Below are 25,547 nucleotides of genomic sequence, written 5' to 3' on the forward strand. Positions count from 1 at the left end.
TGCTTTTTTAATTTTTAAACCTTCCGCAACTACTTTGTTCGGCTGTTTTATCCGGTACGGTGTTCCACAGGTACCATAATAAAAATTTAATTTGGAATAAAAATAAAAGCCTCTACTTTTGCACCCGCTTTCCCCGATCTACTTTTTCGCCCCACTCAAAACAAACAAACAAATGACCCCACGACACCTGTAGCATTTTAGTAAACCTTTGACCATCAAACCAATCCAAATTTAAACAACTATGAAAATCCTTTTGTACCGGGTGCTGCTCACGGCCTTCGTGATGAGTCTCTGCCCCTTATTTTCTGCCAGAGCGCAGGAAAAAGTAACCTTGAGCGGTTATCTTAAAAACAAAGCTTCCGGCGAAGGTTTAATTGGCGCCAGCATTGGCGTAAAGGAATTAACCGGCGTGGGCGCTACCACCAACGAATACGGTTTTTACTCCCTCACCTTACCCAAAGGCATTTACACCATTCAGTTCTCGTACATTGGCTTTGCGCCTTTCGGCCAATCGGTAACACTTTCGGCCAACAAAAAGCTGGATGTAGAACTATCCGAAAACCAGACTACCCTCCGCGAAGTGGAAATTACGGCCCGTAAAGAAGACGAAAACGTGAAAACCATGGAAATGAGCACCCTGAAAATGCAGGTAGCGGAGCTCAAAAAAATGCCGGCCTTAATGGGTGAAGTGGACGTGATTAAAGGCATCCAGATGATGCCCGGCGTACAAACGGCCGGCGAAGGTACCTCGGGCTTTTACGTGCGCGGCGGCGGCGTAGATCAGAACCTGATTCAACTGGACGAAGCCCCAGTGTATAATGCCTCGCATTTATTGGGCTTTTTCTCGGTGTTTAACGCCGATGCCATTAAAGATGTGCAGCTATACAAAGGCGGTATTCCGGCCGAATATGGGGGGCGTTTATCTTCTTTACTCGACATCCGGATGAAAGAAGGTAACTCCAAAAAGTTGGGTGTTTCGGGTGGTATTGGTACGCTGTCGAGCCGGTTAACCGTAGAAGCACCTATTGTAAAAGATAAAGGATCGTTTATGGTATCGGGCCGGCGCACCTACGCCGATTTATTTTTTAAATTAAGCTCCGACGAGGCTCTCAAAAACAACAAACTTTACTTCTACGATCTCAACTTAAAAGCTAATTATAAACTCAACAACAACAACCGTTTGTTTGTATCGGGCTACTTTGGGCGCGATGTGGCTAAAAATTTATCGGCTTCTTTTAACTGGGGCAACGCTACGGGTACTCTACGCTGGAACCATTTATTCAACGACCGGCTATTTTCCAATACCACGTTAATTTTCAGCGATTTTGATTATTCCTTGGGCTCCACGGATAAATCATCGGAATTTACCTGGACCTCACACATTAAAGATTACAGCCTGAAAAATGATTACACGTTTTACATTAACCCGCGCAACCAGGTTAAGTTTGGTTTTACCGGCACCTACCATCAGTTTTTACCGGGCAAAGTGGTACCGGGTCCGGATTCGTATTTTAACGAAATTAAGCTAAATTCCACAAGTGCTCTGGATGGTGCCCTGTACCTGAGCAATCAGCAAACGCTTTCGCCGCGCTTGTCCGTAGAATATGGCTTGCGTTTATCGGGTTTTGCCAACGTAGGTTCGGGCACTGTTTACGAATATGGCTCTGATGGCCGCACCAAGATAGATAGTACCGTGTATGGTTCTCTGGATAAGATTAAATCTTACGGCGGCTTAGAGCCCCGTTTCTCGGCCAAATACGAGCTAGATGACGTTAGTTCTATTAAAGCTTCTTACAACCGCACGCGCCAGTACCTGCATTTAATTTCCAATTCTACTTCGTCGCTGCCTTTCGACGTGTGGGTACCGAGCAACCAGTACACCAAACCGCAATACGCCGACCAGGTAGCTGCCGGCTACTTCCGGAACCTGCAAGATAATATGTTCGAAACGTCGGTGGAAGTATATTATAAAAAAATGTACAACCAGATTGATTACAAAGACAACGCCGAGATTTTTTTAAATAATCGCATCGATACGGTGTTGTTACGCGGCGAAGGCAAATCGTACGGAGCGGAATTTTTTGTGCGGAAGCAGAAAGGCGCTTTAACTGGTTGGGTAAGTTATACCTTAGCCAAAACCGACCGTACGGTACCGGGCATCAACAATGGCCATGCGTACCCGGTACGTTACGATAAACGCCATTCGGTAAATATTGTAAGTACTTATCAATTAAGCCCGAAATGGAACGTGGGGGCGAACTGGGTATATTACACGGGCGGCGCTATTACGATGCCGGTAGGTAAATTTGAGTACAACGGTCAAACCTTCCCGGTATATTCGGCCCGGAACGGCTATCGCTTGCCGGCTTATCACCGCCTCGACTTATCCGCTACTCTGGAAAAGCCGCAAACCACCTATAAACGGTATTACAGTTCCTGGACGTTCTCGTTGTATAATGCTTATTCGCGCAAAAATGCTTTCTCTATCTCGTTCCGCGAAAACGAAGATAATCAGGGCCGTACCGAAGCCGTGAAAACTTATATGTTCGGTATTATTCCGGCCGTTACCTACAATTTTAGTTTTTAATCTTTCCAAAAGCATTTCATCATGAAAAATATACTTTTATTCTTCAGCTTAATAGCGCTCCCTCTAGCAGGTTGCGAACAAGTAATTGATTATGAACTCGAACAAGGTACCGAAAAAATTGTTATTGAGGGACTTGTTACTGACCAGCCCGGACCCTATACCGTGCGCGTATCGCGTACTTTGGGTTATTTGCAAAATGGTCGTACTCCCGGCATTGCCGATGCCGAAGTAACCAATTCGGATGATAAAGGCCATTCGGAAGTATTACAAGCCAAAGGCGAAGGTATTTACCAAACTTCGGAGCTGGTGGGCACCATTGGTAATACGTACTTTTTTAAAGTAAAAGTAAACGGCCAGGAATACACTAGCCAATCGTATTTAAAACCGGTGAGCATCCTGGATTCGGTTACCTATAAATTTAAAGAAAAAAACGCCGAAACAGATGAAGGATATTACGCGACTATTTACTTTCAGGAGCCAAAAGGCAAAGGCGATTATTACCGGTTTAACATTTGGGTAAACGAAGAGCCCGAAGACGACATAGTAGCCATTAACGACGAAGTATACGACGGCAATTACGGCGACCCGGAAATTGATATTTCCCTAAAAAAAGGCGACAAACTACGGGTAGAAATGCTTTCGCTGGACCGGGCCGGTTACGACTTTTTACGGGTACTGGGTACCATGCAGTATTATACCGGTGGCCCGTTTGATGCGCCACCATCTAACGCTCCGAGTAATATCAGCAATGGCGCCATCGGTTATTTTGGAGCTTCGGCAGTTACAATAATAAATTCTACGGTAAAGTAACCTGCTGTTTTCGCTACAAACAAAAGCCGCCGTTACTAAGGTAACGGCGGCTTTTGTTTGTAGGAATTTTAAATTTTTAAAATTTGAGTAAAAAACTTACCTGAAAAATATAAGCATAATCTTTTAATCTAGCTTTTTAGGTTTTAGAACATCGTCTATGGTATGTACTACTATATTTTTGGTGGTTTCGTGGCTACCGCTAATAGGTATGCTGTTAATGGAAACGGCGTTGAATTTCCGGAAAACAGTAATACTATCGCCGGCTAAAGTAGGTAAAACAGCCCCATCTTTTAAATCTATCAATGCATACCGGCCCAGCACTATATGATGTTGCATAATGGGTTGTAGCTTCTCGGCACTTTCGTATTGGAGTTCTTTTAAAGCGGCTTCGGTAGGAGCAAAAAAAGTGTACGGTTTATCGCTGGATAAAGTGGCTAAAATACCCGACTGAATAATTAATTCCCGTAAAACAGGCCGCTCATTCGAAAGCGAAATAATATCAGCTGTTAAGGTGTTATTGGTGGAGCCAGCGGTTACAACGGGTATGGCGCTATTTAGCAGTTGTTGGGCCCAAGCCAATGAAGTACTGCTGCTAAAAAGCAGTATTAAAAATTGAACGGCCAATGTACTGGCGCAACGCTTCATGAGAGTATACAGAAGGAATAACCAAATCAGGTTATTCCTTCTGTATACGCGAGATCAAGCAATCAGAATCAGAAAAATTTAAAAATTTTCGTTTATTAGTTAAAGAACGGTAACCGCCATGCTCCAATTTGCTCAATAAAGTTTACTCCGGAACCGGGTAAGAGCAAAAAGCTTACGACAAAACCAAATACCGCCCCGTAAAAATGCGCACTGTGGTTGATACCGCCTCCCATTCGCTGCCCTTGGTAATAAGAATAAATCAGATAAACAAAGCCAAAAATAAAACCCGGCATACAAATAAAAGCAAACAAACAAATTAGATTTAACGGATTAAACAAGATACTGGAAAATATAATAGCCGATACAGCGCCTGAAGCACCTAAGGCCCGGTAATCAAAATCTTTTTTGTGCTTGATGTAAGTAGGAATATCGGCTATAATCATTCCGCCCAGATAGATAAGCAAGTAAAGCGCTATACCCATTTCATAACCAAAGCTAGCCATAAACACCCGCTCCACCACTTCGCCAAAAAAATACAACGACAGCATGTTAAAGAATAAATGTGTCCAGTCGGCGTGCAAAAAGCCGGAAGTAACAAAGCGGTACCACTGGTTCTTTTTATTTACACTAAACGGATGGAAAACCCACTTATCTAATAAATCCTGATGCGACCAGGCATAAATGGAAACTCCGGATGTCAGGATAATTAGAATCAGGGTGATGCTCATGTTTTTACTGTTTTATTATGAATTGCTGAATGGCTAAATGGTAAATGGTACTTGGTAAATTTTTCAGCTTTCACGGGCCATTAGTTCAAAAGCTAAGCTTTGCAGTACTTCTTTGCGCTCGGCTGGAGCATCTACTGCGTGCAAACTTTGCATAGCTTCCTCGAAGTAATAATTTATTTTGGTTTGCGTTTGCGCTTTTATCTGCAATTGGTCATAAATAGCGGTTACTTCCTGCACCTTTTGTTCCGGCGAGTATACCGCCTGTTCCCGGTATTTAGCAAAAACTTCTTTTTGCTCCGGGTTAGCTTGTTCCAAAGCGGTTAATAACAGAAAGGTTTTTTTATCCGCTAAAATATCGCCACCTACCTGTTTACCAAATTTTTCGCGGTCGCCGTACACATCCAATAAGTCGTCGCGCAGCTGAAAGGCAATGCCAATATTAATTCCAAAATTTTTCAACAGCAAGGCATTGTTTTCGGAGGCATTGTTTAAGGTGGCTCCTAATTCTAAGCTAAAGCCCAACAGAACTGCCGTTTTCAGGGTAATCATGTGCAGGTAATCCGAGATACTTACTTCCTGGCTGCTTTCATAATTCATATCCAGCTGTTGACCTTCACAAACCTGGGCCGCTGTATGACTAAATAGCGTAAGTACTTTTCGTAGCTTACCCGTTTCTACTTGTAAAAAAAACTCATAAGCCCGCACCAGCATTACATCGCCGCTTAGAATAGCAATGTTTTGGTTCCACTTTTCATGCACGGTAGGTTGGCCCCGCCGGAGCGGAGCTTTATCCATAATATCATCGTGCAGCAACGAAAAATTGTGGAAAACTTCTGTGCCAATGGCGGGTAACAATACGTGATCTAATTCATTTCCAAATAAATGCGCTGCTATTAAAGTAAGCGTTGGGCGTATACGTTTACCGCCCAGACGCATAATATACCGGATAGGCTCATACAATTCAGAAGGGTTATCCCCAAAAGAAAGCGTGGATATCTTCTGATTTATTCTTTGAGCAAAATCGGCGATAGTTACCGGCAAAGCGTGCTGTAATGGCTGGTTCAAAGTAATTCTGTTTTAATCATCAAAGCCATAATAATCTTTTAAATTATAGCCGTCAGGTTTTGCTTTTTTGGAAGCGTCTGTTTTAGTGGTATCCGTCTTTTTACTTCGGGTAGCTTTCTTAGCTTCCGTTTGCTCGGTTACCAGGAGTAAGTCAATGGTACGATCGTTCAAATTTACACCTTTTACTTCTACGGTTACTTCGTCGCCGAAAGAAATTATGCGTTTATTACGCCGGCCAATAATCCGGTAATTCTGCGCATCCAGTTCGTAGAAATCATCTTCCAGTTCGCTTAAGCGTACCATGCCTTCGCATTTATTTTCCTGAATTTCCACGTACAAGCCCCATTCGGTTACTCCCGAAACAATGCCTTTAAATTGCTGCCCAATGGTATTCTGCATGAACTCTACTTGCTTGTATTTGATGGAGGCCCGTTCGGCATCAGCCGCTCGTTTCTCCATTTCGGAAGAATATTTACATTTTTCTTCGTACTCTTCTTTGTTCTCGGATTTGCCGCTATTCAGATAATGAAATATCAACCGGTGCGCCATCATATCGGGGTACCGGCGAATAGGCGAAGTAAAGTGCGAATAATGTGCGAAGCCTAAACCAAAATGGCCTAAAGGTTCGGTCGTATATTTCGCTTTAGCCATTGTCCGGATTGCCAAATTCTGCAATACGTTTTGTTCGGGTTTGCCTTCGGTTTGTACGGCCAGTTTGTTTAGCTCATCCGAAATTTTATCAATGTTATCCACCGTTAAGTTATAGCCGAACCTTTTTGCAAACATCGAAAAATTTGTCAACTTATCCGGGTCCGGCGCATCGTGGGTACGGTACACCATCGTATTCCGCACTTTGGTTTTTTTTATGTTAAACACGAATTCCGCCACCTTGCGGTTAGCCAGCAACATAAATTCTTCAATTAACTTATGCGCATCTTTGCGTTCTTTTACATATACCGATAAAGGCTTGCCTTGTTCATCGAGCTTAAACTTTACTTCCACGGTTTCGAAACTGATAGCGCCGTTTTTAAAACGTTTATCTTTTAACTCGTGGGCAATTTTGTTTAAGGTTAGTATCTCCGAAGCAAAGTCGCCTTCGCCGGTTTCAATGCGTTGCTGCGCTTCTTCGTAGGTAAAACGGCGGTCGGAGTAAATAATGGTTTTGCCAATCCACTGGTCATATAGTTTGCCGGTTTCATCAAGCTCAAACACTGCCGAAAAGGTTAACTTTTCTTCGTGCGGCCTTAAAGAACACAAGCCGTTCGATAACTTTTCGGGCAGCATGGGAATGGTGCGGTCTACTAAGTAAACCGAAGTGGCCCGGTGATATGCTTCGCGCTCTAAGGCTGTTTTTTCCTGAATATAATGCGTTACGTCGGCAATATGCACACCAATTTCCCAATGCCCGTTTTCTAATTGCCGGATAGATAAGGCATCGTCAAAATCTTTCGCATCTAGCGGGTCGATGGTAAAAGTAGTGATATTCCGGAAATCGCGACGTTTGGCAATTTCTTCTTCCGGAATAGCCACTGGAATAATTTCCGCTTCTTTTTCCACATTTTCGGGAAACTCGAAAGGCAAGCCAAACTCGGCCATAATCGAGTTAATTTCGGCTTCGTTTTCACCGGCCGGACCAAAATTGCGCACTATTTTGCCAATTGGGCTTTTGTTACTGGAGGTTGGCCATTCGGTTATTTTTACTACTACTTTATCCCCGTTTTTAGAGTCCAACAAATCATCTTCGCCCACAAATACATCAAAGTATAGTTTTCGGAAATCGGGGATTATAAAAGCAAAGTTTTTGGAAAGTTCTACTCTTCCTACTATCTCGTCTTTGGAGCGTTCGAGTATTTCTACTACTTCGCCTTCTTGCCGGTCGCCGCTCCCCGAGGAATATACGCGTACTTTAACGCGGTCGCCGCCCATAGCAAATAGCAGCTTTTCACTGAATACCCGTACATCTTCTTCCGTTTCGTCCGACACAATGTAAGCGTATTTGGGATTTGCTAAATCCACAATGCCAGTGATGTAAGAAGCCGTATTGTTTAAAACGTAATTACTGCCTTCGAGTATCTTTAGCTTATCTTCTTTCCGGAGTTGCTTTAAATATTCGTTTATTAAATCGCGGCCTGCTTTATCGTTCACCCCCAACCGACGCGACAATTGTTTGTAGCCGAATGCCTGCTCCGGGTTGCTTAAAAATATTTTATATAATCTAGATTTGGTTACTGTTAGTTCTTTACCCCGTGTTTTAGCAGTATTACCTGCTTTATCAGCACGATTGCTGTTACCACGAGGTGAGGTTTTTTCTTTGTTTCGCATGTATTTTTTAAAATAAATCAGCTGTTAAGGTACTTATACGGGCATAAAGCCTGAGATGTAAGTAAGTAATAAGTGTATTATTTAAATTGAAGCTGATTTTTGATATTTTTTTAAATTTTTTATTTTTTAACGCTGCTTCCGGAACATACAACCATTATTCCTCTTGCTTGTTTTGGAATCAGGTTGCTTTCCGGATGGTACGTTTTTGTTGGGCCGCCACAATAGCTTTTATTTCCCCCGTTGGTATGGCCTGAATTAAAGTGCGGGTATATTCGTGCTGTGGTTGCTCGTAAATTTGAACAGCAGTTCCACTTTCTACTATCTTCCCTTGGCTCATCACAAAAATGCGATCCGCCATAAAACGGGCAACCGCTAAATCGTGCGTTATAAACAGGTACGTAATTCCAAAATCTGCTTTTAATTTATTTAACAAATTAAGCACCTGCGCCTGCACCGATACATCTAATGCCGAGACGGATTCGTCACAGATGATACACTGGGGTTGTAAAGCCAAGGCCCGGGCAATAGATATGCGTTGCCGCTGACCGCCCGAAAATTCATGTGGATAACGAGAGTAATGCTCCGCGCTTAAGTTCACAGTTTGAAGCAGTTCTAATACGCGTTCTCTTCTTTCTGCCTCTGTATTATAAACATTATGTACGCGCATAGGTTCCATTATGGCTTCCCCAATTGTTTGCATCGGGTTAAGGGAAGCATACGGATCTTGAAATATCATTTGTAAGTTCTTTCGTTCGCGGCGCAACTCTTTACCGGATAAGCTGGCAATATTAACGTTGTTAAAGTTAATGCTGCCGCTGGTAGGTGCTACCATTTTTAAAATGGCCCGGCCTAAAGTAGTTTTCCCACAACCCGACTCTCCTACCAAAGCAACCGTTTCGCCAGGGAAAACACTAAAACTTACGCCATCTACTGCTTTGATAAACTCCTGATTACGACAGAAGAAAGATTTACGAACCGGGAAAAATACTTGCAGGTTTTCCACAGTTAATAGCGGATTATTTTTTCTCTTTAACGGATTTGTGATGAGGAAAGGCTCCGGCTTTGCAGGATTTTTAAATTTATTATCAACTAAGGAATTTGATCTCTCCCGAATAATGCCTTCAGCGGATACTTCCATGAAATCTGCCACCGTAGGTAAAACTTTTTTCCCGAAAGATAAAGCAGGTCGGCACGCTAGTAAGCCTTTGGTATAAGGATGTTGCGGGTTTTCGAATAATTGTAAAACCGGTCCTTGCTCTACAATTTTACCTTTATACATAACCAAAACGCGATCGGCAATTTCGGCCACTACTCCTAAATCATGCGTAATAAACAAAACAGAAGTTTGGTGTTGCACCTGTAAATCTTCTAACAATTTCAGGATACGCGCTTGCACCGTTACATCCAGCGCGGTAGTTGGTTCGTCGGCAATAAGGATAGCCGGATTACAGGCCATCGCCATGGCAATCATAACCCGTTGCTTTTGACCGCCCGATATTTCGTGAGGATAAGCTTTTAAAATTTTATCAGGTCGAGGAAGTTTAACTTGTTCAAAAAGCGTTAACGTTTTCTCGTTGGCTTCTTTACGGGATAATCCTTTATGCAGTTGCAGCACTTCCCGCACCTGAAACCCGCAGGTATAAACCGGGTTAAGCGAGGTCATAGGTTCCTGAAAAATCATTGAGATTTCATTGCCCCGGATTTGCTGCATTTCTTTCTCAGGCAGCTTTAACAAATCTACTGTTCCAAACTGGCGAGAATTATAGATGATTTCGCCGCCGCTAATTTTACCGGGCGGGCTGTTGATAAGCCGTAAAACTGACAAAGAAGTAATCGATTTGCCCGATCCGGATTCACCCACAATAGCTATTGTTTCGGCAGGATACAAATTAAACGAAATTTGATCTACCGCTTTTACAGTTCCGTGTTGTGAGTTAAACTCTGTTTGTAGACTGTTTATTTGTAATAATGGCGTTGTTAGCATTAAAGCAAGTTCGGATAAATATTTACTTTAAGGATACCATATGATTATCTTTTCCGGAAACTTTATTATAGTTTTTTACTTATTTGGCAGCGATGTGGTTTACTAACACATGCACGTGAAACACGGCAATGGCTAAATTTTAAAAATTTGGACTAAACAAAAAGTAGTTAAGCTTCTTAAATTTAAAAAATGGTTGGTATTACAAATTAGAAACTAAAAAGCCACCCCGTTACAGGATGGCTTTTTAGTTTTTTAAATTTATTTTATACTCAAGCTTCCAATTTGGCGTTAGTAGTTTCTGGGTGGCTAGTTTCCGTATTTTCTTCCGTTGACGTGGGAACCGGATTTTTTTCGGGTAAGCTGGAGAAAAAGCGTTTTTGATTAAATAAAATAATTAATACGCCAATAAAAATAGCCGAATCAGCCACGTTAAAAATGGGCCACAACGACATAGCCGTACCGCCAATTACAGGAACCCAGTTCGGAATAATACCTTCCCAAATATCCAGGTAAAACATATCTACAACCTGGCCATGAAACCACGGGGTAGGCGAGCCATAAGGAGCATTGTCGAACCAGATACCATAAAATACACTGTCAATTAAATTGCCGATGGCACCGCCTAAGATTAAAGCTACGCACCAGATAAAGCCCGGATGCGCCCGGTTTTTCCAAAGGTAATACAGGCCGTAGCCAATAAATACCATAGCCACCATCCGGAACAAACTTAAGATGAGTTTGCCATAACTCGAACCCAGTTCTACCCCAAAGGCCATTCCAGGGTTAAGGGTATAATGTAATTTAGCCCAGTCACCGATTACGTGAATTTCGCCAGGTAAGCCCATTTCCATATTATAATGGACTACAAATTTCACAACCTGGTCGATAATAATAACCAGCAGACTAAGCAGGTAATATTTTAAATATTTCATTTACAAAAATTTACTATAAACTATAAAGAATGAAGGCCGCTAAAATTTAAAGTATTAAACTTAAACAATTCTAGTAACACATAATTCAATTCCTCCGGTTCTTAATTATCAAGATTTACCTGTTTAAATTACTTCCAACTTAGCGGTTAGGGTATATTCATCAATCTCTAATGCGGTACCATCCGCCATCATCTCGGTTAACTGCACGCCGGAAGCCTGAGTTTCTTCACTGATATACTTTTCAAATGCTTGAACTGCGGCATTTACTTCGGCATTATTATTCAGTAACGAAATCCGGATCCGATCCTGTACGTCCAAGCCGCTATCTTTCCTTAAGTTCTGAATGCGATTTACTAAATCGCGGGCGATACCTTCTTGTTTCAGAGTTTCGGTTAAGGTAATATCTAAAGCTACCGTTAATTTACCTTCCGAAGCTACTAACCAACCCGGAATATCCTCCGAAGAGATTTCCACATCTTCCGGCGTAATGGTTACGGATTCAGAACCTAAAGCTATGGCAAATCCATTTTCTTTTTCCAGTTGATTAATTTCGTCCTGGTTCATCTTTTGAATAGCGGCTGCTACTTCTTTTAATCGTGGCCCGTAAACCTGGCCTAATTTTTTAAAATTTGGCTTTATTTTCTTCACCAAAATACCGGAAGTATCATCAATGTATTCGATGGTTTTTACGTTTACTTCCGACAAGATTAAATCGGCTACTGCTTCTATTTGCTGCCTGGTTTTTTCGTTTAGTACCGGAATTAAGATCCGGGAAAGCGGCTGCCGCACTTTTATGGTTTCCTTTTTCCGAAGGGAATGCACCAGCGACGATACCGTTTGCGCCAGTTGCATGCGTTCTTCTAATTCCGCATTGATAGCTGATTTCTTTACCTGTGGATAATCGGCTAAATGCACCGACTCAACCGGATTTTTACCCGAAACTTTGTTTAAATCTAAAAACAGTTGATCCATGTAAAAAGGCGCTACCGGGGCAGCCAATAAAGCAACCGTTTCCAAACAGGTATAAAGCGTTTGATAAGCGGCAATTTTATCTTCGTTGTACTCGCCTTTCCAGAAACGCTTGCGGTTCAGGCGCACGTACCAATTACTTAAATCATCGCTTACAAAATCCTGAATGGCCCGGGTAGCTTTAGTTGGGTCATAATCGGCGTAAGCAGCATCTACCACGCTTACCAACGAATTTAATTTCGAAATAATCCATCGGTCACTCTCCGTCCGGTTTTCCAATGAAACTTCGGCTTCGGCGTAGGTAAAATTATCCAGGTTAGCGTACAGTGCGAAAAACGAATATGTATTCTGTAAAGTACCGAAGAACCGGCGCTGTACTTCTACAATGCCATCGGTATTAAACTTCAGGTTATCCCAAGGCGGCGCATTCGAAATCATGTACCAGCGCGTTGCATCCGGTCCGTAGGTTTTAATGGTTTCGAACGGATCGACAGCATTGCCTAAGCGCTTGCTCATTTTATTGCCGTTTTTGTCGAGTACCAAACCGTTGGCCATTACATTTTTAAAAGCCACGCTGTCTTCCAACATTACCGCAATGGCGTGTAAGGTAAAAAACCAACCACGGGTCTGGTCCACTCCTTCCGCAATAAAATCAGCCGGGAAGTTCTGCTTAAAGGTTTCCTGGTTCTCGAAGGGGTAATGCCACTGCGCATACGGCATCGCGCCGGAATCAAACCAAACGTCGATTAAGTCCGGTTCGCGGCGCATTGGTTTGCCGGTTTTGCTTACGAGTATAATGTTATCCACGTAAGGGCGGTGCAAATCCATATCTGAAACAATGGTTGGTTCCATTATACCGGCAATAACAGCTTTATCCACTTCGGTTTGTAATTCGGCAACTGAGCCAATGCATGTTTCTTCATCCCCTTTTTCGGTGCGCCAGATAGGCAAAGGCGTACCCCAAAAACGGGAGCGCGACAAGTTCCAATCAACCAGGTTTTCTAACCAGTTACCAAACCGACCTGAACCGGTTGATTCGGGTTTCCAGTTGATGGTTTTATTTAACTCTACCAGTCGGTCTTTTACAGCGGTTGTTTTAATAAACCAGGCATCCAATGGATAATATAAAACTGGTTTATCGGTGCGCCAGGAGTGTGGATAAGTGTGCTCGTACTTTTCTACTTTAAAAGCTTTATTCTCTTCTTTTAAAATAATGGAAATAATAACATCCGTTGTTTTATAATCCGGGTTGCTCTCATCTTCATTGGTGTAATTCTTAACGTAGAAGTCGTCTGGGCCAAGTGCTTTATGGGTTTTGATTTTATACTTTTCAACACCTTCCAGCAGCTTTATTCCAACTTCGTTAATAAATTTTCCTCTCCGATCAACGGTGGGTAACTCATTTCCGGTTTCATCTTTTATGGTTAAAGCCGGAATACCATGTTGTTTGGCTACCCGAAAGTCATCCGCTCCAAAAGTTGGTGATGTATGCACTACGCCGGTTCCGTCGGAGGTGGTAACAAAATCACCCGCAATAACCTGAAAGGCTTTATCAGCATCGTAAAATGGTTGGAGGTAAGGCATTAATTGTTCGTACCGGATACCTACTAATTGCTTACCCGTAAACTCCTGCACAATCTCAAACGGAATAGCTTTATCGCCGGTCTTGTAATCCGAAATTTTTAAATTTTTATTTTTTTCGGAGAAATACTTACCTACCAGTTCTTTGGCAATTACTATACTCACCGGTTTATGGGTATAAGCGTTAAAGGTATTTACCTGCACATAAGTTATCTTATCGCCAACAGCCAGAGCGGTATTAGAAGGTAAGGTCCAGGGGGTGGTTGTCCAGGCCAGAATAAAGACATCGCCGTTAGGTTCCGAGAAAAGGAATTCTGATTTTGAATCTTTAATTACTTTGAACTGGGCTACGATAGACGTATCTTTTACTTCTTTATAGCAGCCGGGCTGGTTGAGTTCGTGCGAGCTTAGTCCGGTCCCATCGGATGGCGAGTACGGCTGAATGGTATAACCTTTATATAAAAGGCCTTTTTCGTACAGCTTTTTCAAGAGAGCCCAGATAGATTCGATATAATCGTTTTCGAAGGTGATGTACGGATTGTCCAGGTCTACCCAGTAACCCATTTTCTGGGTTAAATCGTCCCATTGACTTTTAAAGCGCATTACTGTTTCGCGGCACCGGGCATTGTAATCTTCAATGGAGATTTTTTTACCAATGTCTTCTTTAGTAATGCCTAATTCTTTTTCTACCTGAAGCTCGATAGGCAAACCGTGCGTATCCCAGCCTCCTTTGCGGTTTACCTGAAATCCTTTTAAAGTTTTGTACCGGCAGAAGATATCTTTTACCGCCCGGGCCATTACGTGGTGAATACCCGGCGTACCGTTCGCCGATGGTGGACCTTCGTAGAAAACAAAAGGCGTTTTACCTGCCCGGGTCTCTACCGATTTTTGAAATATTTTATTTTGATTCCACTGGGTTAGCACGTCTTCGGCTAATTTGGCATAATTCAGGTTCTTGTACTCGCTATACTTCACTGTTATTTTTTAAATTTTTATCTATGGCAATTATATCGTAAGCTTTAGAAAACGAGCTATTTTGTTTACAAGTATTCTAAAAATGCTTTAGAAGCAATTTAAGTTCGTGCCCCGTAAGAACTAAGTTTTATATGCTTAAAGATGCTTGTGGCTTCTTGTTCTTGAAATTAGCCGGACAAAAATAAGAAAGCCAATCAACAAAACCGAAGAAGTACAGAATATACTGATAATTACTATTATAACCTGAATACACGTTTTCTCCTGTTTGATCTTACTTTAACACGAGTTCGCGGTTAATACGGTCTTATTTTTTTAAATTTTACCCGTGAGTAACTATTTAATTCAGCAAGGCTAATTTTTTATTATGATCTCATTTATAATTTTTTGCTAAAAAAATTTTTAAATAATAACCCCTGTTTTTCTTAACACTATTTTAAGTTCAATCATTAAGTTTTACACACCTTCCGGAGCTAATAATTGCCTTTAGCTAAGAAAATATGGATAATACTTTTGGAACATCTGTGCATTTTGCTTCTTTTCTGCATCCAGAAACTGTTAATTTTGCTTCCACTTTATAATCTATTTTAAACTATGAAATTAAAATCTTTTTCAAACCTATTGACTGTGGTACTCTTGGTGGTACTTGGATTATCTTTTAGCAGTTGCTCTACTTCCCAATCTTTCTATTTTGCCAAAGGTACGGGTGCTTTTAAGGATCCTTATAAAACTAATTCTCCGACAGCTAATACACTAACGGCTAATGCTACCTCTGATCAATCAGCCACTGACTTAACAACCTTATTGCAAGCTCAGGTAACTGCTGTTACTGCAGAAAACAGTACCCAGCATGTTACTCAGAAAATTATAATTCAAAAACCTTCGCGTAAAGAGCTAAAAAATTTAAAAATACGCTTAGAAGCGGTGCTGGATACCACCAAAAAGCGGGAACGCGTTACCATTAAAACCAATGAAAAGAAAGTAGATGAGCTACGCAACGAAGTAGAAAGTTTGAAGAACTCTGTACGTACAGAAAAACAAAGCGATAAAGTAGTTGTTTCTTTTGACAAGCCCCAAACCAGTTTATCGAAGGAAGCAAAAATTTTAATTATTGTGGGTGCTGCCTTGTTGTTAATTGGTTTACTTTCTCTCCCTATTATCGGACCGGTGCTTGGGGTAGTTTTGGGTATTGCGGTTGTAGCGGCAGCGCTGGCTTTAGTTTTAGGAATTGTGGAAATTGGTTAATGTATCTACCATTAACTAGTATACAAAAGGTCTGATTAAGTAATCAGACCTTTTGTATTTAAGATAAAATTTAAAAATTACCGAGTTAAAGCCGAAAGCTTTTGCTGTAGTTCTTTGTCCTGGGGATTATCTTTTAAAGCTTGTTGATAAGCGGCGGTGGCTTCCTTAATTTTTCCTTGCAACTGATACAAGTCGCCCCACCGAGCTAAAACAATACTGGATTGCGCAAATCGTTCATCGGCTAACTGCAATATACCTTCGGCTTCTTTTAACTTAGCCGGCTTTTGGTGCATAAACTCGTAAGCCATATACGTAAGTTGGTTCTCATTCAACTGTAATTTTCGATAGCCCGCCATGGCTTCTGGAATACGGCCTTGTTGCATTAATTCATTCGGCAAAAGATCATCGTTTGCTAAACGAGGCATTACTTTATCTATACCCAAGATTTCCACACCTGTTATTTGATTTTGATTGTTACGCCGAAACACACCTTTAAACGGAAAATCTGAAAAGGCAATGGTATCGGGAGCAATGGGGAAACAATAAATAGGATTACCTTGATTGATAGTTTCTACTAAGTAATTTTTTTCCTGGCGAAATTTTACTACTTCATCCGGTGCTCGTTGATAGCGGCCTGCATATTGTTGTAATTGGTTAGTGGCTAAAGCAATCGGATTAATTTGGTCGGGTAAAAAAGCAGTCCAGTTATAAACTTTAGCCACTGCCCGTCGGATTTCTTTTCCTAATTCATCGGCAGCTCCATCTTTATTCATCATAATAACTACGCCATTACCTTCGGTTAAACTGCCAATGGCGTAGGCCAGAAAACCCGCATTAACCCCGGTATGTTCAAAATAAATACCCGCCGGATTTTGGTTATCGTGGCGTTGCAGCAGAAAAGCCCCTAGGCCCATATCTTCGTGGTAAAAGCCTTTAGTTACCGCAACTTGTGGTTTAAGCATTTCCGTGATTATTTCACGGGACAAAAGCTTACTTTGTCCTTGATAACTTTTTTGTAACTGAATAATAAGCTTTGCTAAATCGGAAGGAGTGGAATATAAACCAGCAGCGGCTTGCTGTGGATAAACGTATGGCATTCCTTTGTACCAACTATTTTCGGAGTACGCCCAGGAAGCTAATTTTTGAAATTTAACGGGTAAAGGTTGAGCAAAAGTGGTGTGTGGCATGCCCCATTTTTTAAAAATATTTTGATAGGTGTAATCCGTAAAACTCTTTTTGGTCATATCCATTATAGCTTGTTGCGCAATTAAGTAGGCACCACCCGAATAACGAAACTCTTTGCCCGGCTGGGAGTTTACCACAACCGGCCGGCTCTCTGCCGGAGGTAGCCCATTTAATATTTCAATAATGGTAGGAAACGGCGCTTCATTGGGAGTAGATCCATAATAAGAAGATTGGCTAACACCTGCCTGATGACTTAACAGATAACGTAGAGTTATAGGTGTATTTTGGGTATACTGGTTATCTGGCAATTTCCAGGAAGTCAAATAATTATTAATTGGGGAATCTAAAGTAAGTTGCTTTTTATCCACCAACTGAAGAGCGGCTACTGCGGTTACCAACTTAGATATAGAACCCGCCGAAAACACGGTAGTGGTAGTAACCGGCATTTTGGTAGTAGTATCGGCTAAGCCGTAGCTTTTTGCCCAATCAATTTTTAAATTGCGGATAACTGCTATACTTAGGCCTGGTACCCGATAGTGTTTCATCCGTTCTGCCAGGTTCCATCCTGGAAAATCTTTTATTGGTACATAAGGCATCAAGCTATTTTCTACTTGCTGGATGCGTTCTGTTTCGGGCAGTAGTTGCTGGGCATAACTAAAGCTTATCTGCAGGCTAAAAGAAATTAAGAACAAAAGGCGAGTTTTCATTGGGAGCTTTTTTTAAAATAAAATTAGCTCTCATTCGGTAGTGCTTCGCCCCGATTTATAAGTTGGGACTCTTTTTTAAAGAATTTAGGAGCCATTCCGGTTCGTTCCTTAAAAACCCGGTTGAATGTTGTTTTGGAAGAGAACCCAGCATCTAAGGCAAGACCCAGTAAAGAAAATCTTTCATCTTCCGCCTTCAGCATACGTTCCTTTACTTCCGCAATTCTAAAGTCATTTACAAAATCGGCAAATGTTTTTTGTAAACCGCTGTTGATAATTCTGGATAATTCATTTGTTGGCAAACCAATCTGTTGCGCCAAAATAGGGAGGGATAAATCCGGATTTTTGTAAAGTTTTGCTTCGTGCATCACTTTGATTACCTGATCTAATTTATCTTTATCCACACTAGAGTTCGCTGCCTTTTTGCGGATTAGAATGGTAGGTTTTCGCAGTAAGCCGTACAGTGCTAAGCTGTACATAAATAGGGGTAGCACCAAAGCAGTCAAATAAAACTTTGGAGCAGTAGGTTCCAGATATAAATGATTAAAAAGCGGATCAATGGCAGCTACTATATAAAACAGTATCAATCCGCACAAAAAATAATAGTGCCGGCTATCACGTTCTTTAGAAATGCCCCCGAAAGTAATACTGCTTATGCCATAACACAACACCGATAAACAAGCCCCGTAATGTTCCAGGTAGCGGGTATAAGGTTTATGCACCGAAATCCAGAAATCAGCTTTTACGCTAAGCGGTTGAAAAACTAAAAGTAAATAAAAAATGCCTTGCACCATTACCGGCACAAAATGCCAATATGATATACGGTTAATTTTTTGAACCCTGGATTTTACGTAGAAATAAATAAGCGGACCAAAACTCCAGGAGAAAAAGAAAGGGCTAAAGTATAACCAGCGGTTGCGGTAATAAATACCCGAACGGCTCAGAAAGTAATCTGTTATTTGCAGGGTTAATCCTAAAAGTAGCCAACCAAGCCAATAATGACTTGGTTGCTGCTTTTTAGTTGTTAATAAATAAATGCCCGTAGTAAAACCTTGTACAATACAGAATACCTGAAACAGTACTACCCAATCAAAATAGACTTGCATGCGGAATGTTTACCGGTTAAAATTTAAAAATTAGATTAGCAGCTGATCAAAAGCAATCTTTTGCTTTTTTCTAATTTATTAATGTTACCCAAGATAAACAAATAGTTTATTTACCAGTATTCCGGATTTAGAGATAGCTTCTGTTACAAATTTTCAAAAATTCGTTTCAGACTTACGGCTTCGCCAATGTAAGTTCTTAACTCGTTAATTGGCATTCGTTTTTGCTCCCGGGAATCCCGATCCCGCACGGTTACTGTATTGTTTTCTAATGTTTCATAGTCTACGGCAATACAAAACGGCGTACCAATTAAATCTTGGCGAGTGTAGCGCTTACCAATTGCATCCCGCTCTTCGTATATGAGATTAAAATCAAATTTTAAATCGTCGAATATTTCCAATGCTTTTTCGGGTAAGCCATCTTTGCGCACCAACGGGAAAACGGCCGCTTTTACCGGAGCTAAAGTAGGGTGTAATTTCAAGTAAGTCCGGGTTTTGGTTCCTTCGCCCTCAGTTACTTCTTCTTCGGTAAAGGCATTGCACAAAGTCATTAAAAATAAACGATCAGCCCCGGCCGAAGTTTCGATTACATAAGGTACGTAATTACCGTATGGTTTTCCTTCTTCGTTTAAATCGTTATCAAAGTATTGTTGCTTCTTTTTCGATAAGGCCTGGTGTTGGGTTAAATCAAAATCGGTGCGGGAGTGAATACCTTCTACTTCTTTAAAACCAAACGGAAATTCAAATTCGATGTCTACCGCGGCATTGGCGTAATGGGCTAATTTTTCGTGATCGTGGAAACGCAGCTTTTCAGTGGGTATACCCATTACCTGGTGCCACTTCATCCGGATAGTTTTCCACTTCTGATACCATTCCATTTCAGTACCGGGCCGTACAAAATATTGCATTTCCATTTGTTCAAATTCGCGCATCCGGAAAGTAAACTGCCGGGCCACAATCTCGTTCCGGAAAGCCTTCCCAATTTGGGCAATGCCAAAAGGGATTTTCATGCGGCCGGTTTTCTGCACATTCAGGAAGTTAACAAATATTCCTTGAGCCGTTTCCGGGCGCAGATAAATAGTAGTGGATTCATCAGCTACCGAGCCCGTTTGGGTCGAAAACATTAAATTAAATTGCCGAACTTGGGTCCAGTTAGCCGTCCCATTTCCAGACTCAAAAATATCTACCTGCTTAAAAGCATTATTAAAAGCTTCAGGACTACCAATTTTTAATGTATCTTCAAGAAAATTGATATCTTTTTCAATAGACTCTATTGCAGTTTCTCCTGTCCAAGGTCCATCAGGTATATGATCTTTAATTTGATCCTGCTTCTTTTTAATTTCAAAAAGGATCGCTTTTAATTCATCAAGTTTATCCTCAATCAACACATCGGCCCGATAACGTTTCTTTGAATCTTTGTTATCAATCATGGGGTCATTAAAAGAATCCACGTGCCCGGACGCTTTCCAGGTATCCGGATGCATGAAAATGGCGGCATCAAGGCCCACTACATTCTGGTTGAGCTGGGTCATGCACTTCCACCAGAGATTTTTAATGTTGTTTTTTAATTCTACGCCATTCTGGCCATAATCGTACACGGCTTGTAAGCCATCGTAAATTTCGCTGCTCGGGAATACAAAGCCGTATTCTTTTGCGTGCGAAATAATATCTTTTAACTGTGTGTTTTCCAGGGTTAGTTTTTCTGCTTGTGTTGCCATAACCGCAAATATAGAAATTTAGAACGGAGCCGAAAGTAGGTAAATAGAGGAATAATTTATAAATATTGATTGAAAGTTTTTTAATGTGGGCTGTTTAGTTTAAATTTTTTAAAAATATCTCCGAAATAGTTACGAATTTACCTTTGTTTTAACGGGATTTAACAATTCCTTAACAATAGCCGCTGCAAATTAGCTTAATTTTGCCTGCATTTTTACCCAACCTCAACCAACCTTTATGCTCGGATTAGAAACTCACCTTCTACTTCTACTTTTTCTCTGTCTACTTGCGGCTTGTGCCTTCGAGTTCGTAAATGGCTTTCACGACACCGCTAACGCTGTAGCTACTGTTATTTATACGAATACTTTACGCCCGTGGGTAGCCGTAGTTTGGTCCGCATTCTGGAATTTTATTGGCGTATTTGCCGGCGGTATTGGCGTTGCAATGGGCATTGTATATTTATTACCCGTAGAAGCCTTGATTGACCAGAACATCTACCACGGCATTGCCATGATTGGCGCCTTGCTTTTAAGCGCTATTCTCTGGAACTTAGGAACTTGGTACTATGGTTTGCCTTCTTCCAGTTCTCATACCTTAATTGGTTCTATTTTGGGAGTTGGCGTTGCTTTTTCTTTGCTCCCGGATAATACTTCCGGTGCTGCCGTAAACTGGGACGAAGCTATTAAAACGGGTTTATCATTGATTGTTTCTCCTTTTCTGGGCTTTACCCTTACTGTTTTCTTAATGTTTATTTTAAAACGGTTTGTAAAAAACAAGGCTATTTTCCGGCAACCGCATAAACGTAAGCCCCCACCCCTTTGGATTCGTTTAATCTTGATTTTAACCTGTACCCTAGTTTCTTTTTTCCACGGTTCTAACGACGGTCAAAAAGGAGTAGGTTTAGTTATGTTAATTTTAATTGGTATTGTTCCTACTTTTTTTGCCCTTGATAATAGCAGAAATCCCTTGCTTATTCAATCATCATTAGCCCAGGTTGAACAAACTATGAGCCGGATTGATACTACCGTTTTATCACAGGCTGATGCGGCTGTAGTAGCTAAAATGAATAACCAAGCCAAAGATCTACATAACTTATTTGCTCCTGTTAAAACTATTGAAGATTTACCCAAGAAAAGCCGTTTTCTTATACGCAGAGATATTTTATTGCTTGCTCGGGGTTCAGAAAAGATTTTAACTAGTCCAGGTATTCCGCTTAGCTTATCCGACCGCGATTATTTAAAATCCAGTATAAGTGAACTGCGCTCCTTCACAGACTACGCCCCGGATTGGGTAATTCTGATGATTGCGATGTCGCTAGGTTGTGGAACCATGATTGGCTGGAAACGGATCGTAAAAACTATTGGGGAGAAGATTGGTAAAGAACATTTAACTTATGCGCAAGGTGCATCGGCTGAGTTAATGGCCGCTGGCGTTATTGGCTTTTCCACATTCATTTTTAAATTACCGGTAAGTACTACTCACATACTATCATCGGGCATCGCAGGTAGTATGGTAGCTAATAAAGGCATTCGCAATTTAAATCCCAGTACCATCCGTAATATTGCATTAGCCTGGGTACTAACTTTACCTGTTTCTATGTTTTTAGCTGGCTCATTATTTCTTATATTCCGATGGGCTATTTAATTTAGTTATCCACCTTTACAAAAAAAGCCGCAAATTAATTTGCGGCTTTTTTTATTATAGCGAAGTTGTAATTAAGCTAATCCTTCTGATGGCCATTGTACTTCCAGATCATCGTTGATGAAAACTCCGAAATTTATTGCAATCAGTTTATCATCTTCAAAATACAAGTCTAACATCTCCTGTTCAAACGACCAACGAAGTTCTCCTGTTTCTAGCTTCTCTGTTTCATAATCCTTTAAGTTATTCTTCTGCAACAAATCTTTAATTTCTTCAGTGGATTTCTGAATAACGTTTACATTAAAAAGCTGAACGTTGTCATCCTCCGTTTGAATACAACTTAAGCGGTAATCATCTTCCCGGTCGAAGAAGAAGGAGTATCCTTTTTCCCAGTAGTTAAATGCTCTATGTTCAAATTCATCATCTTCATCAGATTCTTCAATTTCTTCAGGTTCACCCATAATATCTTTTACCTGGTCTATTGAAAACCCAAAATAAATATTGCTTATACCGGTTCCGAGTTGTATTTCGTTTTCTTTCATAAATATATTTGTAAATAAAAGTATTAATTTTTTAAATAATTCTCATTTGCGCAAGTGTTGTTACTTATAAGCCGTATTTAGATTTATGTTCCGCCATTAAATATTGGTACACAGCATTGTTTTTAGCTTCCATCCATTTTTTTTTAAAAATAGCTGCCGATTCTGCTTTTACCTGGTCTTCCTCTATGGGTAGCAAATATTTTTTACGAGCTATTTTCTCTAATTCTTTAGTAGGTTCTTCCTGAGGATTTTGTTTATACTTCTGGCCAGATTTATGGTTGGCATATCTTCGGGAGCGCGTATATCCCATTTGCAGGAACTTACGGGCCATATCTGCTCCTACAAAGTCTTTTGCTTGCAAATACTCCAGAAATAAAGAATATATCTTCTTAGAAGATTCACTGGCTATATCTGGCGTTTTAAACCGCCAGTAGGGCAATATTTCTGATTTATAAGGTTCTACCAATAAAACGCCTTGTTCTCCTTTACCTACCCGGTATAACTCCGGCCTTTTTCTAAAATCTGTATTTTTAAAATCTAAAGTGTAATCGAAAGACATACCTTAATTCTTTTTACTCTTTATACGAACGTAGATTTAAAAGGCTAAACAAGATAGTTTTCCATCTTTCCACATTTATAATAAGTTTATTATTAAAAAGAAATTTTAAATTAAATCTTTAAACCTTCATCATTAAGCCTGTTTATAAGTGGATAAACTTACCTATTATTCTTTTTACACCAGCCACTCGGACTAATCCACGAGTTATACGCTTTTACAAAACAATAAAGTATGCCGAAAGGAATACAATTAGACTTATTTAGTTAAATTCTCCACATATACACATAAATAATTGTGCATAGCTTATTAGAAACTAACAAGTGAATAAATTTAAAATGAATAAGACTTTAAGCTTTATTTTCCCACAACTAAGTAATCTGTACTTCTATTTTTAAATATGCTCGCATAACTAATGAAAGTTATGAGTTTTAAGTCTAGACTTTTCCACAGGTTATTAGTTACTTTTTAAGTACTACTAAAAAAGAAATAACCAGAATTAATCTGGTTTTTTTAGGCAATGATGATCTAAAACTCAAAGGGAACATCTTGTACCCAGTTAATTCTTACTTCTATAGGTTTAGGCTGATTGATCACTTTTTCGGGAATAGTCTTTAAATCCTGATTGCCGGCACGCCACTCTCCATTTTGATCTTCATCTATTTTTACCCGTATACGATAAGAACTGGGTTCTAATTCTGCTAAGACTAATGATTTAGGTGTATCGTATGTTTTAAGTATTTTATAGTCTTTATCTAGTAGTTCTAGAAAATACTTTTTGTAATTCGTATTAATTTTTAAGTCTATAGTGCCTCCTTGATCTTTATCTGCTACTAATAAACTTACTTTTTGTTTTTTAAATCTATCACCTGAAACAGGTATCAGTACTGTGGTATCAATTAGGATGTCTATTGTTTTCTTGGCTTTAGAATTTAAGGAAAAATTTAAAATATTTTTACTCTTATTCAACTTTACGTCTTCTGGATAGTTCAATACTCGATTAGTAACGGAATCTTCTACCAATGTAACTACCGGACCTTTATTTAAACGCAAGGGTGCATCAAACTTTAATTGCAAAGCTTCATTTCCTTTAACTTGGTTAGTTTTAGGAATTACTTGAAAGTTTAGGTCTCGACGGGCTTTTTTTCCGGAAAATACAATATCAACTGTATCAACCTTGGCGTTTTCTGCCGAATCCAGAGCCGTTATAAAGTATTTCCCTTTAATCTGATTAGTATTAGGAAATAAACGAACTGTTTTTGTGTTTTCACTAATTAGGCTATATAAATCGGTAGAATCACCCCCTGCAATTTTTACTGCGGTAATACCTTCATTATAGTTTAAATGATATTCATCTAAATACGGCTGCTTAGATGTTATATAAGGGGCTTTAGTATCAATCCGAACTAATTGTAAATCCTGTGGAGGAGTTTGCGCAGTTATTTCAATAGGATTGGCTAAGTACCCGATTTTTTCATTTTCATCATTATAGATGTTATCGTTATTCTTGTCGTGATGCGCATATAAATAATAAGTACCATACTTGATATTCTGTAACAAATAAGTCCCATCCTCTCCCGTTTTGGTTAGATAATAAGGTTTATTTTTACGAATAGTAGCAGTATCATTTACGGCGTATAATACAACATTAATGTCTTTTGCCGGTGTGCTGGTAAGCAAATCTGTAACTACACCTTGTACTTGGCCTGAATCCAGGAATGCTCCGGTACTAAATGTTAAAGTCAGATTTTTAGGTTTATTGCCTTCGGTAATATCTTCTATACCTTCCCGGAAATTCAAAAAGTAAGTAGTATTGGGTTCAAAATTTTTTTCAAAACTTAATTTTACCTCTTCCCGATCTACTTCTGAAATAATTTGATTTTCGGTACTTGGAGATATAATTAACTGCCGATTAAAGTCTTTTAAACGTATTTCTTCGTTAAAGCGCAAAGTAATTGATTTACCAGATACTTGTAATGACTTGTTGGTTGGCGAACTACTTACTAATTCAGGGCTTTTTATATCTTTTTCGCCACCTTCGGGTGGACTAATGCTGGCACAGCCACAAACAATAAACACAAAAAAGTAGTTGATTAATTTTCTAAAATCAGACATTCTTATTATTAGACTGCTTTGACGCAAATTTTTGGTGGCGGGATGATTCTTAGCAGATAAATTTTAAAAAAAGTGTTAATAACTAGCAAAAAATTTAAAAATTATAAATCATAAGGTGCTCATATTTTAAACATTACGAATTTTA

At 40.1% G+C, this 25,547-nt stretch carries 17 protein-coding genes; 4 read left to right on the top strand and 13 right to left on the bottom strand.

The window, feature by feature from the left end:
- Positions 1 to 241 precede the first annotated feature (241 nt).
- Both AHMF7616_RS20780 and AHMF7616_RS20785 read left to right on the top strand, forming a co-directional pair.
- On the top strand, positions 242 to 2,587 hold the full coding sequence (locus AHMF7616_RS20780) for a TonB-dependent receptor (protein ID WP_115374635.1): 2,346 nt from the start codon (positions 242 to 244) through the stop codon (positions 2,585 to 2,587).
- A gap of 21 nt (positions 2,588 to 2,608) precedes the next feature.
- A complete protein-coding gene (locus AHMF7616_RS20785) occupies positions 2,609 to 3,397 on the top strand; it encodes a DUF4249 domain-containing protein (protein ID WP_115374636.1) in 789 nt (262 codons plus the stop codon).
- A 123-nt stretch (positions 3,398 to 3,520) separates the two neighbouring features.
- Here the strand turns inward: AHMF7616_RS20785 and AHMF7616_RS20790 are convergent, their stop codons facing one another.
- The 7 genes from AHMF7616_RS20790 to ileS form a co-directional block, all read right to left on the bottom strand.
- Positions 3,521 to 4,042, bottom strand: a complete 522-nt coding sequence (locus tag AHMF7616_RS20790) for a fasciclin domain-containing protein (protein ID WP_115374637.1) — start codon at positions 4,040 to 4,042, stop codon at positions 3,521 to 3,523.
- A gap of 95 nt (positions 4,043 to 4,137) precedes the next feature.
- Positions 4,138 to 4,770 (bottom strand): rhomboid family intramembrane serine protease, encoded by a 633-nt coding sequence (locus AHMF7616_RS20795; protein WP_115374638.1) that lies wholly within the window; start codon positions 4,768 to 4,770, stop codon positions 4,138 to 4,140.
- Positions 4,771 to 4,833: 63 nt separating this feature from the next.
- Positions 4,834 to 5,835 (bottom strand): polyprenyl synthetase family protein, encoded by a 1,002-nt coding sequence (locus AHMF7616_RS20800; protein ID WP_233507685.1) that lies wholly within the window; start codon positions 5,833 to 5,835, stop codon positions 4,834 to 4,836.
- Positions 5,836 to 5,847: 12 nt separating this feature from the next.
- Entirely contained in the window at positions 5,848 to 8,157 is a 2,310-nt protein-coding gene (gene rnr / locus AHMF7616_RS20805) for a ribonuclease R (protein ID WP_115374639.1), read from the bottom strand.
- Positions 8,158 to 8,335: 178 nt separating this feature from the next.
- Complete coding sequence (locus AHMF7616_RS20810) at positions 8,336 to 10,141, bottom strand: ABC transporter ATP-binding protein (RefSeq protein ID WP_115374640.1); 1,806 nt, start codon at positions 10,139 to 10,141, stop codon at positions 8,336 to 8,338.
- A gap of 269 nt (positions 10,142 to 10,410) precedes the next feature.
- Complete coding sequence (locus tag AHMF7616_RS20815) at positions 10,411 to 11,073, bottom strand: lipoprotein signal peptidase (RefSeq protein ID WP_115374641.1); 663 nt, start codon at positions 11,071 to 11,073, stop codon at positions 10,411 to 10,413.
- A gap of 123 nt (positions 11,074 to 11,196) precedes the next feature.
- Entirely contained in the window at positions 11,197 to 14,598 is a 3,402-nt protein-coding gene (ileS, locus tag AHMF7616_RS20820) for an isoleucine--tRNA ligase (protein ID WP_115374642.1), read from the bottom strand.
- A gap of 591 nt (positions 14,599 to 15,189) precedes the next feature.
- Between ileS and AHMF7616_RS20825 the strand changes: the two genes are divergently transcribed.
- Positions 15,190 to 15,840 carry a hypothetical protein gene (locus AHMF7616_RS20825; protein WP_115374643.1) on the top strand — a complete coding sequence of 217 codons (651 nt, stop codon included), beginning with the start codon at positions 15,190 to 15,192 and terminating at the stop codon, positions 15,838 to 15,840.
- A 77-nt stretch (positions 15,841 to 15,917) separates the two neighbouring features.
- Here AHMF7616_RS20825 and AHMF7616_RS20830 read toward each other — a convergent pair whose 3' ends face one another.
- The 3 genes from AHMF7616_RS20830 to AHMF7616_RS20840 form a co-directional block, all read right to left on the bottom strand.
- Entirely contained in the window at positions 15,918 to 17,732 is a 1,815-nt protein-coding gene (locus tag AHMF7616_RS20830; protein ID WP_115374644.1) for a serine hydrolase domain-containing protein, read from the bottom strand.
- A 23-nt stretch (positions 17,733 to 17,755) separates the two neighbouring features.
- Positions 17,756 to 18,835 carry a helix-turn-helix domain-containing protein gene (locus AHMF7616_RS20835; RefSeq protein WP_115374645.1) on the bottom strand — a complete coding sequence of 360 codons (1,080 nt, stop codon included), beginning with the start codon at positions 18,833 to 18,835 and terminating at the stop codon, positions 17,756 to 17,758.
- Between the two features lie 143 nt (positions 18,836 to 18,978).
- Complete coding sequence (locus tag AHMF7616_RS20840; protein WP_115374646.1) at positions 18,979 to 20,550, bottom strand: glycine--tRNA ligase; 1,572 nt, start codon at positions 20,548 to 20,550, stop codon at positions 18,979 to 18,981.
- 235 nt (positions 20,551 to 20,785) lie between these two features.
- On the opposite strand from AHMF7616_RS20840, the gene AHMF7616_RS20845 reads away from it, so the two are divergent.
- Positions 20,786 to 22,192 carry an inorganic phosphate transporter gene (locus tag AHMF7616_RS20845; RefSeq protein WP_115374647.1) on the top strand — a complete coding sequence of 469 codons (1,407 nt, stop codon included), beginning with the start codon at positions 20,786 to 20,788 and terminating at the stop codon, positions 22,190 to 22,192.
- A gap of 71 nt (positions 22,193 to 22,263) precedes the next feature.
- Here AHMF7616_RS20845 and AHMF7616_RS20850 read toward each other — a convergent pair whose 3' ends face one another.
- From AHMF7616_RS20850 to AHMF7616_RS20860, 3 genes are all read right to left on the bottom strand, one after another.
- Entirely contained in the window at positions 22,264 to 22,731 is a 468-nt protein-coding gene (locus AHMF7616_RS20850; RefSeq protein ID WP_115374648.1) for a hypothetical protein, read from the bottom strand.
- Positions 22,732 to 22,795: 64 nt separating this feature from the next.
- Positions 22,796 to 23,290, bottom strand: a complete 495-nt coding sequence (locus AHMF7616_RS20855) for a DUF4385 domain-containing protein (protein ID WP_115374649.1) — start codon at positions 23,288 to 23,290, stop codon at positions 22,796 to 22,798.
- A 525-nt stretch (positions 23,291 to 23,815) separates the two neighbouring features.
- Positions 23,816 to 25,402, bottom strand: a complete 1,587-nt coding sequence (locus AHMF7616_RS20860) for an Ig-like domain-containing domain (RefSeq protein ID WP_115374650.1) — start codon at positions 25,400 to 25,402, stop codon at positions 23,816 to 23,818.
- Positions 25,403 to 25,547 lie beyond the last annotated feature (145 nt).

Source organism: Adhaeribacter pallidiroseus (assembly GCF_003340495.1).
Taxonomy (GTDB): Bacteria; Bacteroidota; Bacteroidia; order Cytophagales; family Hymenobacteraceae; genus Adhaeribacter; species Adhaeribacter pallidiroseus.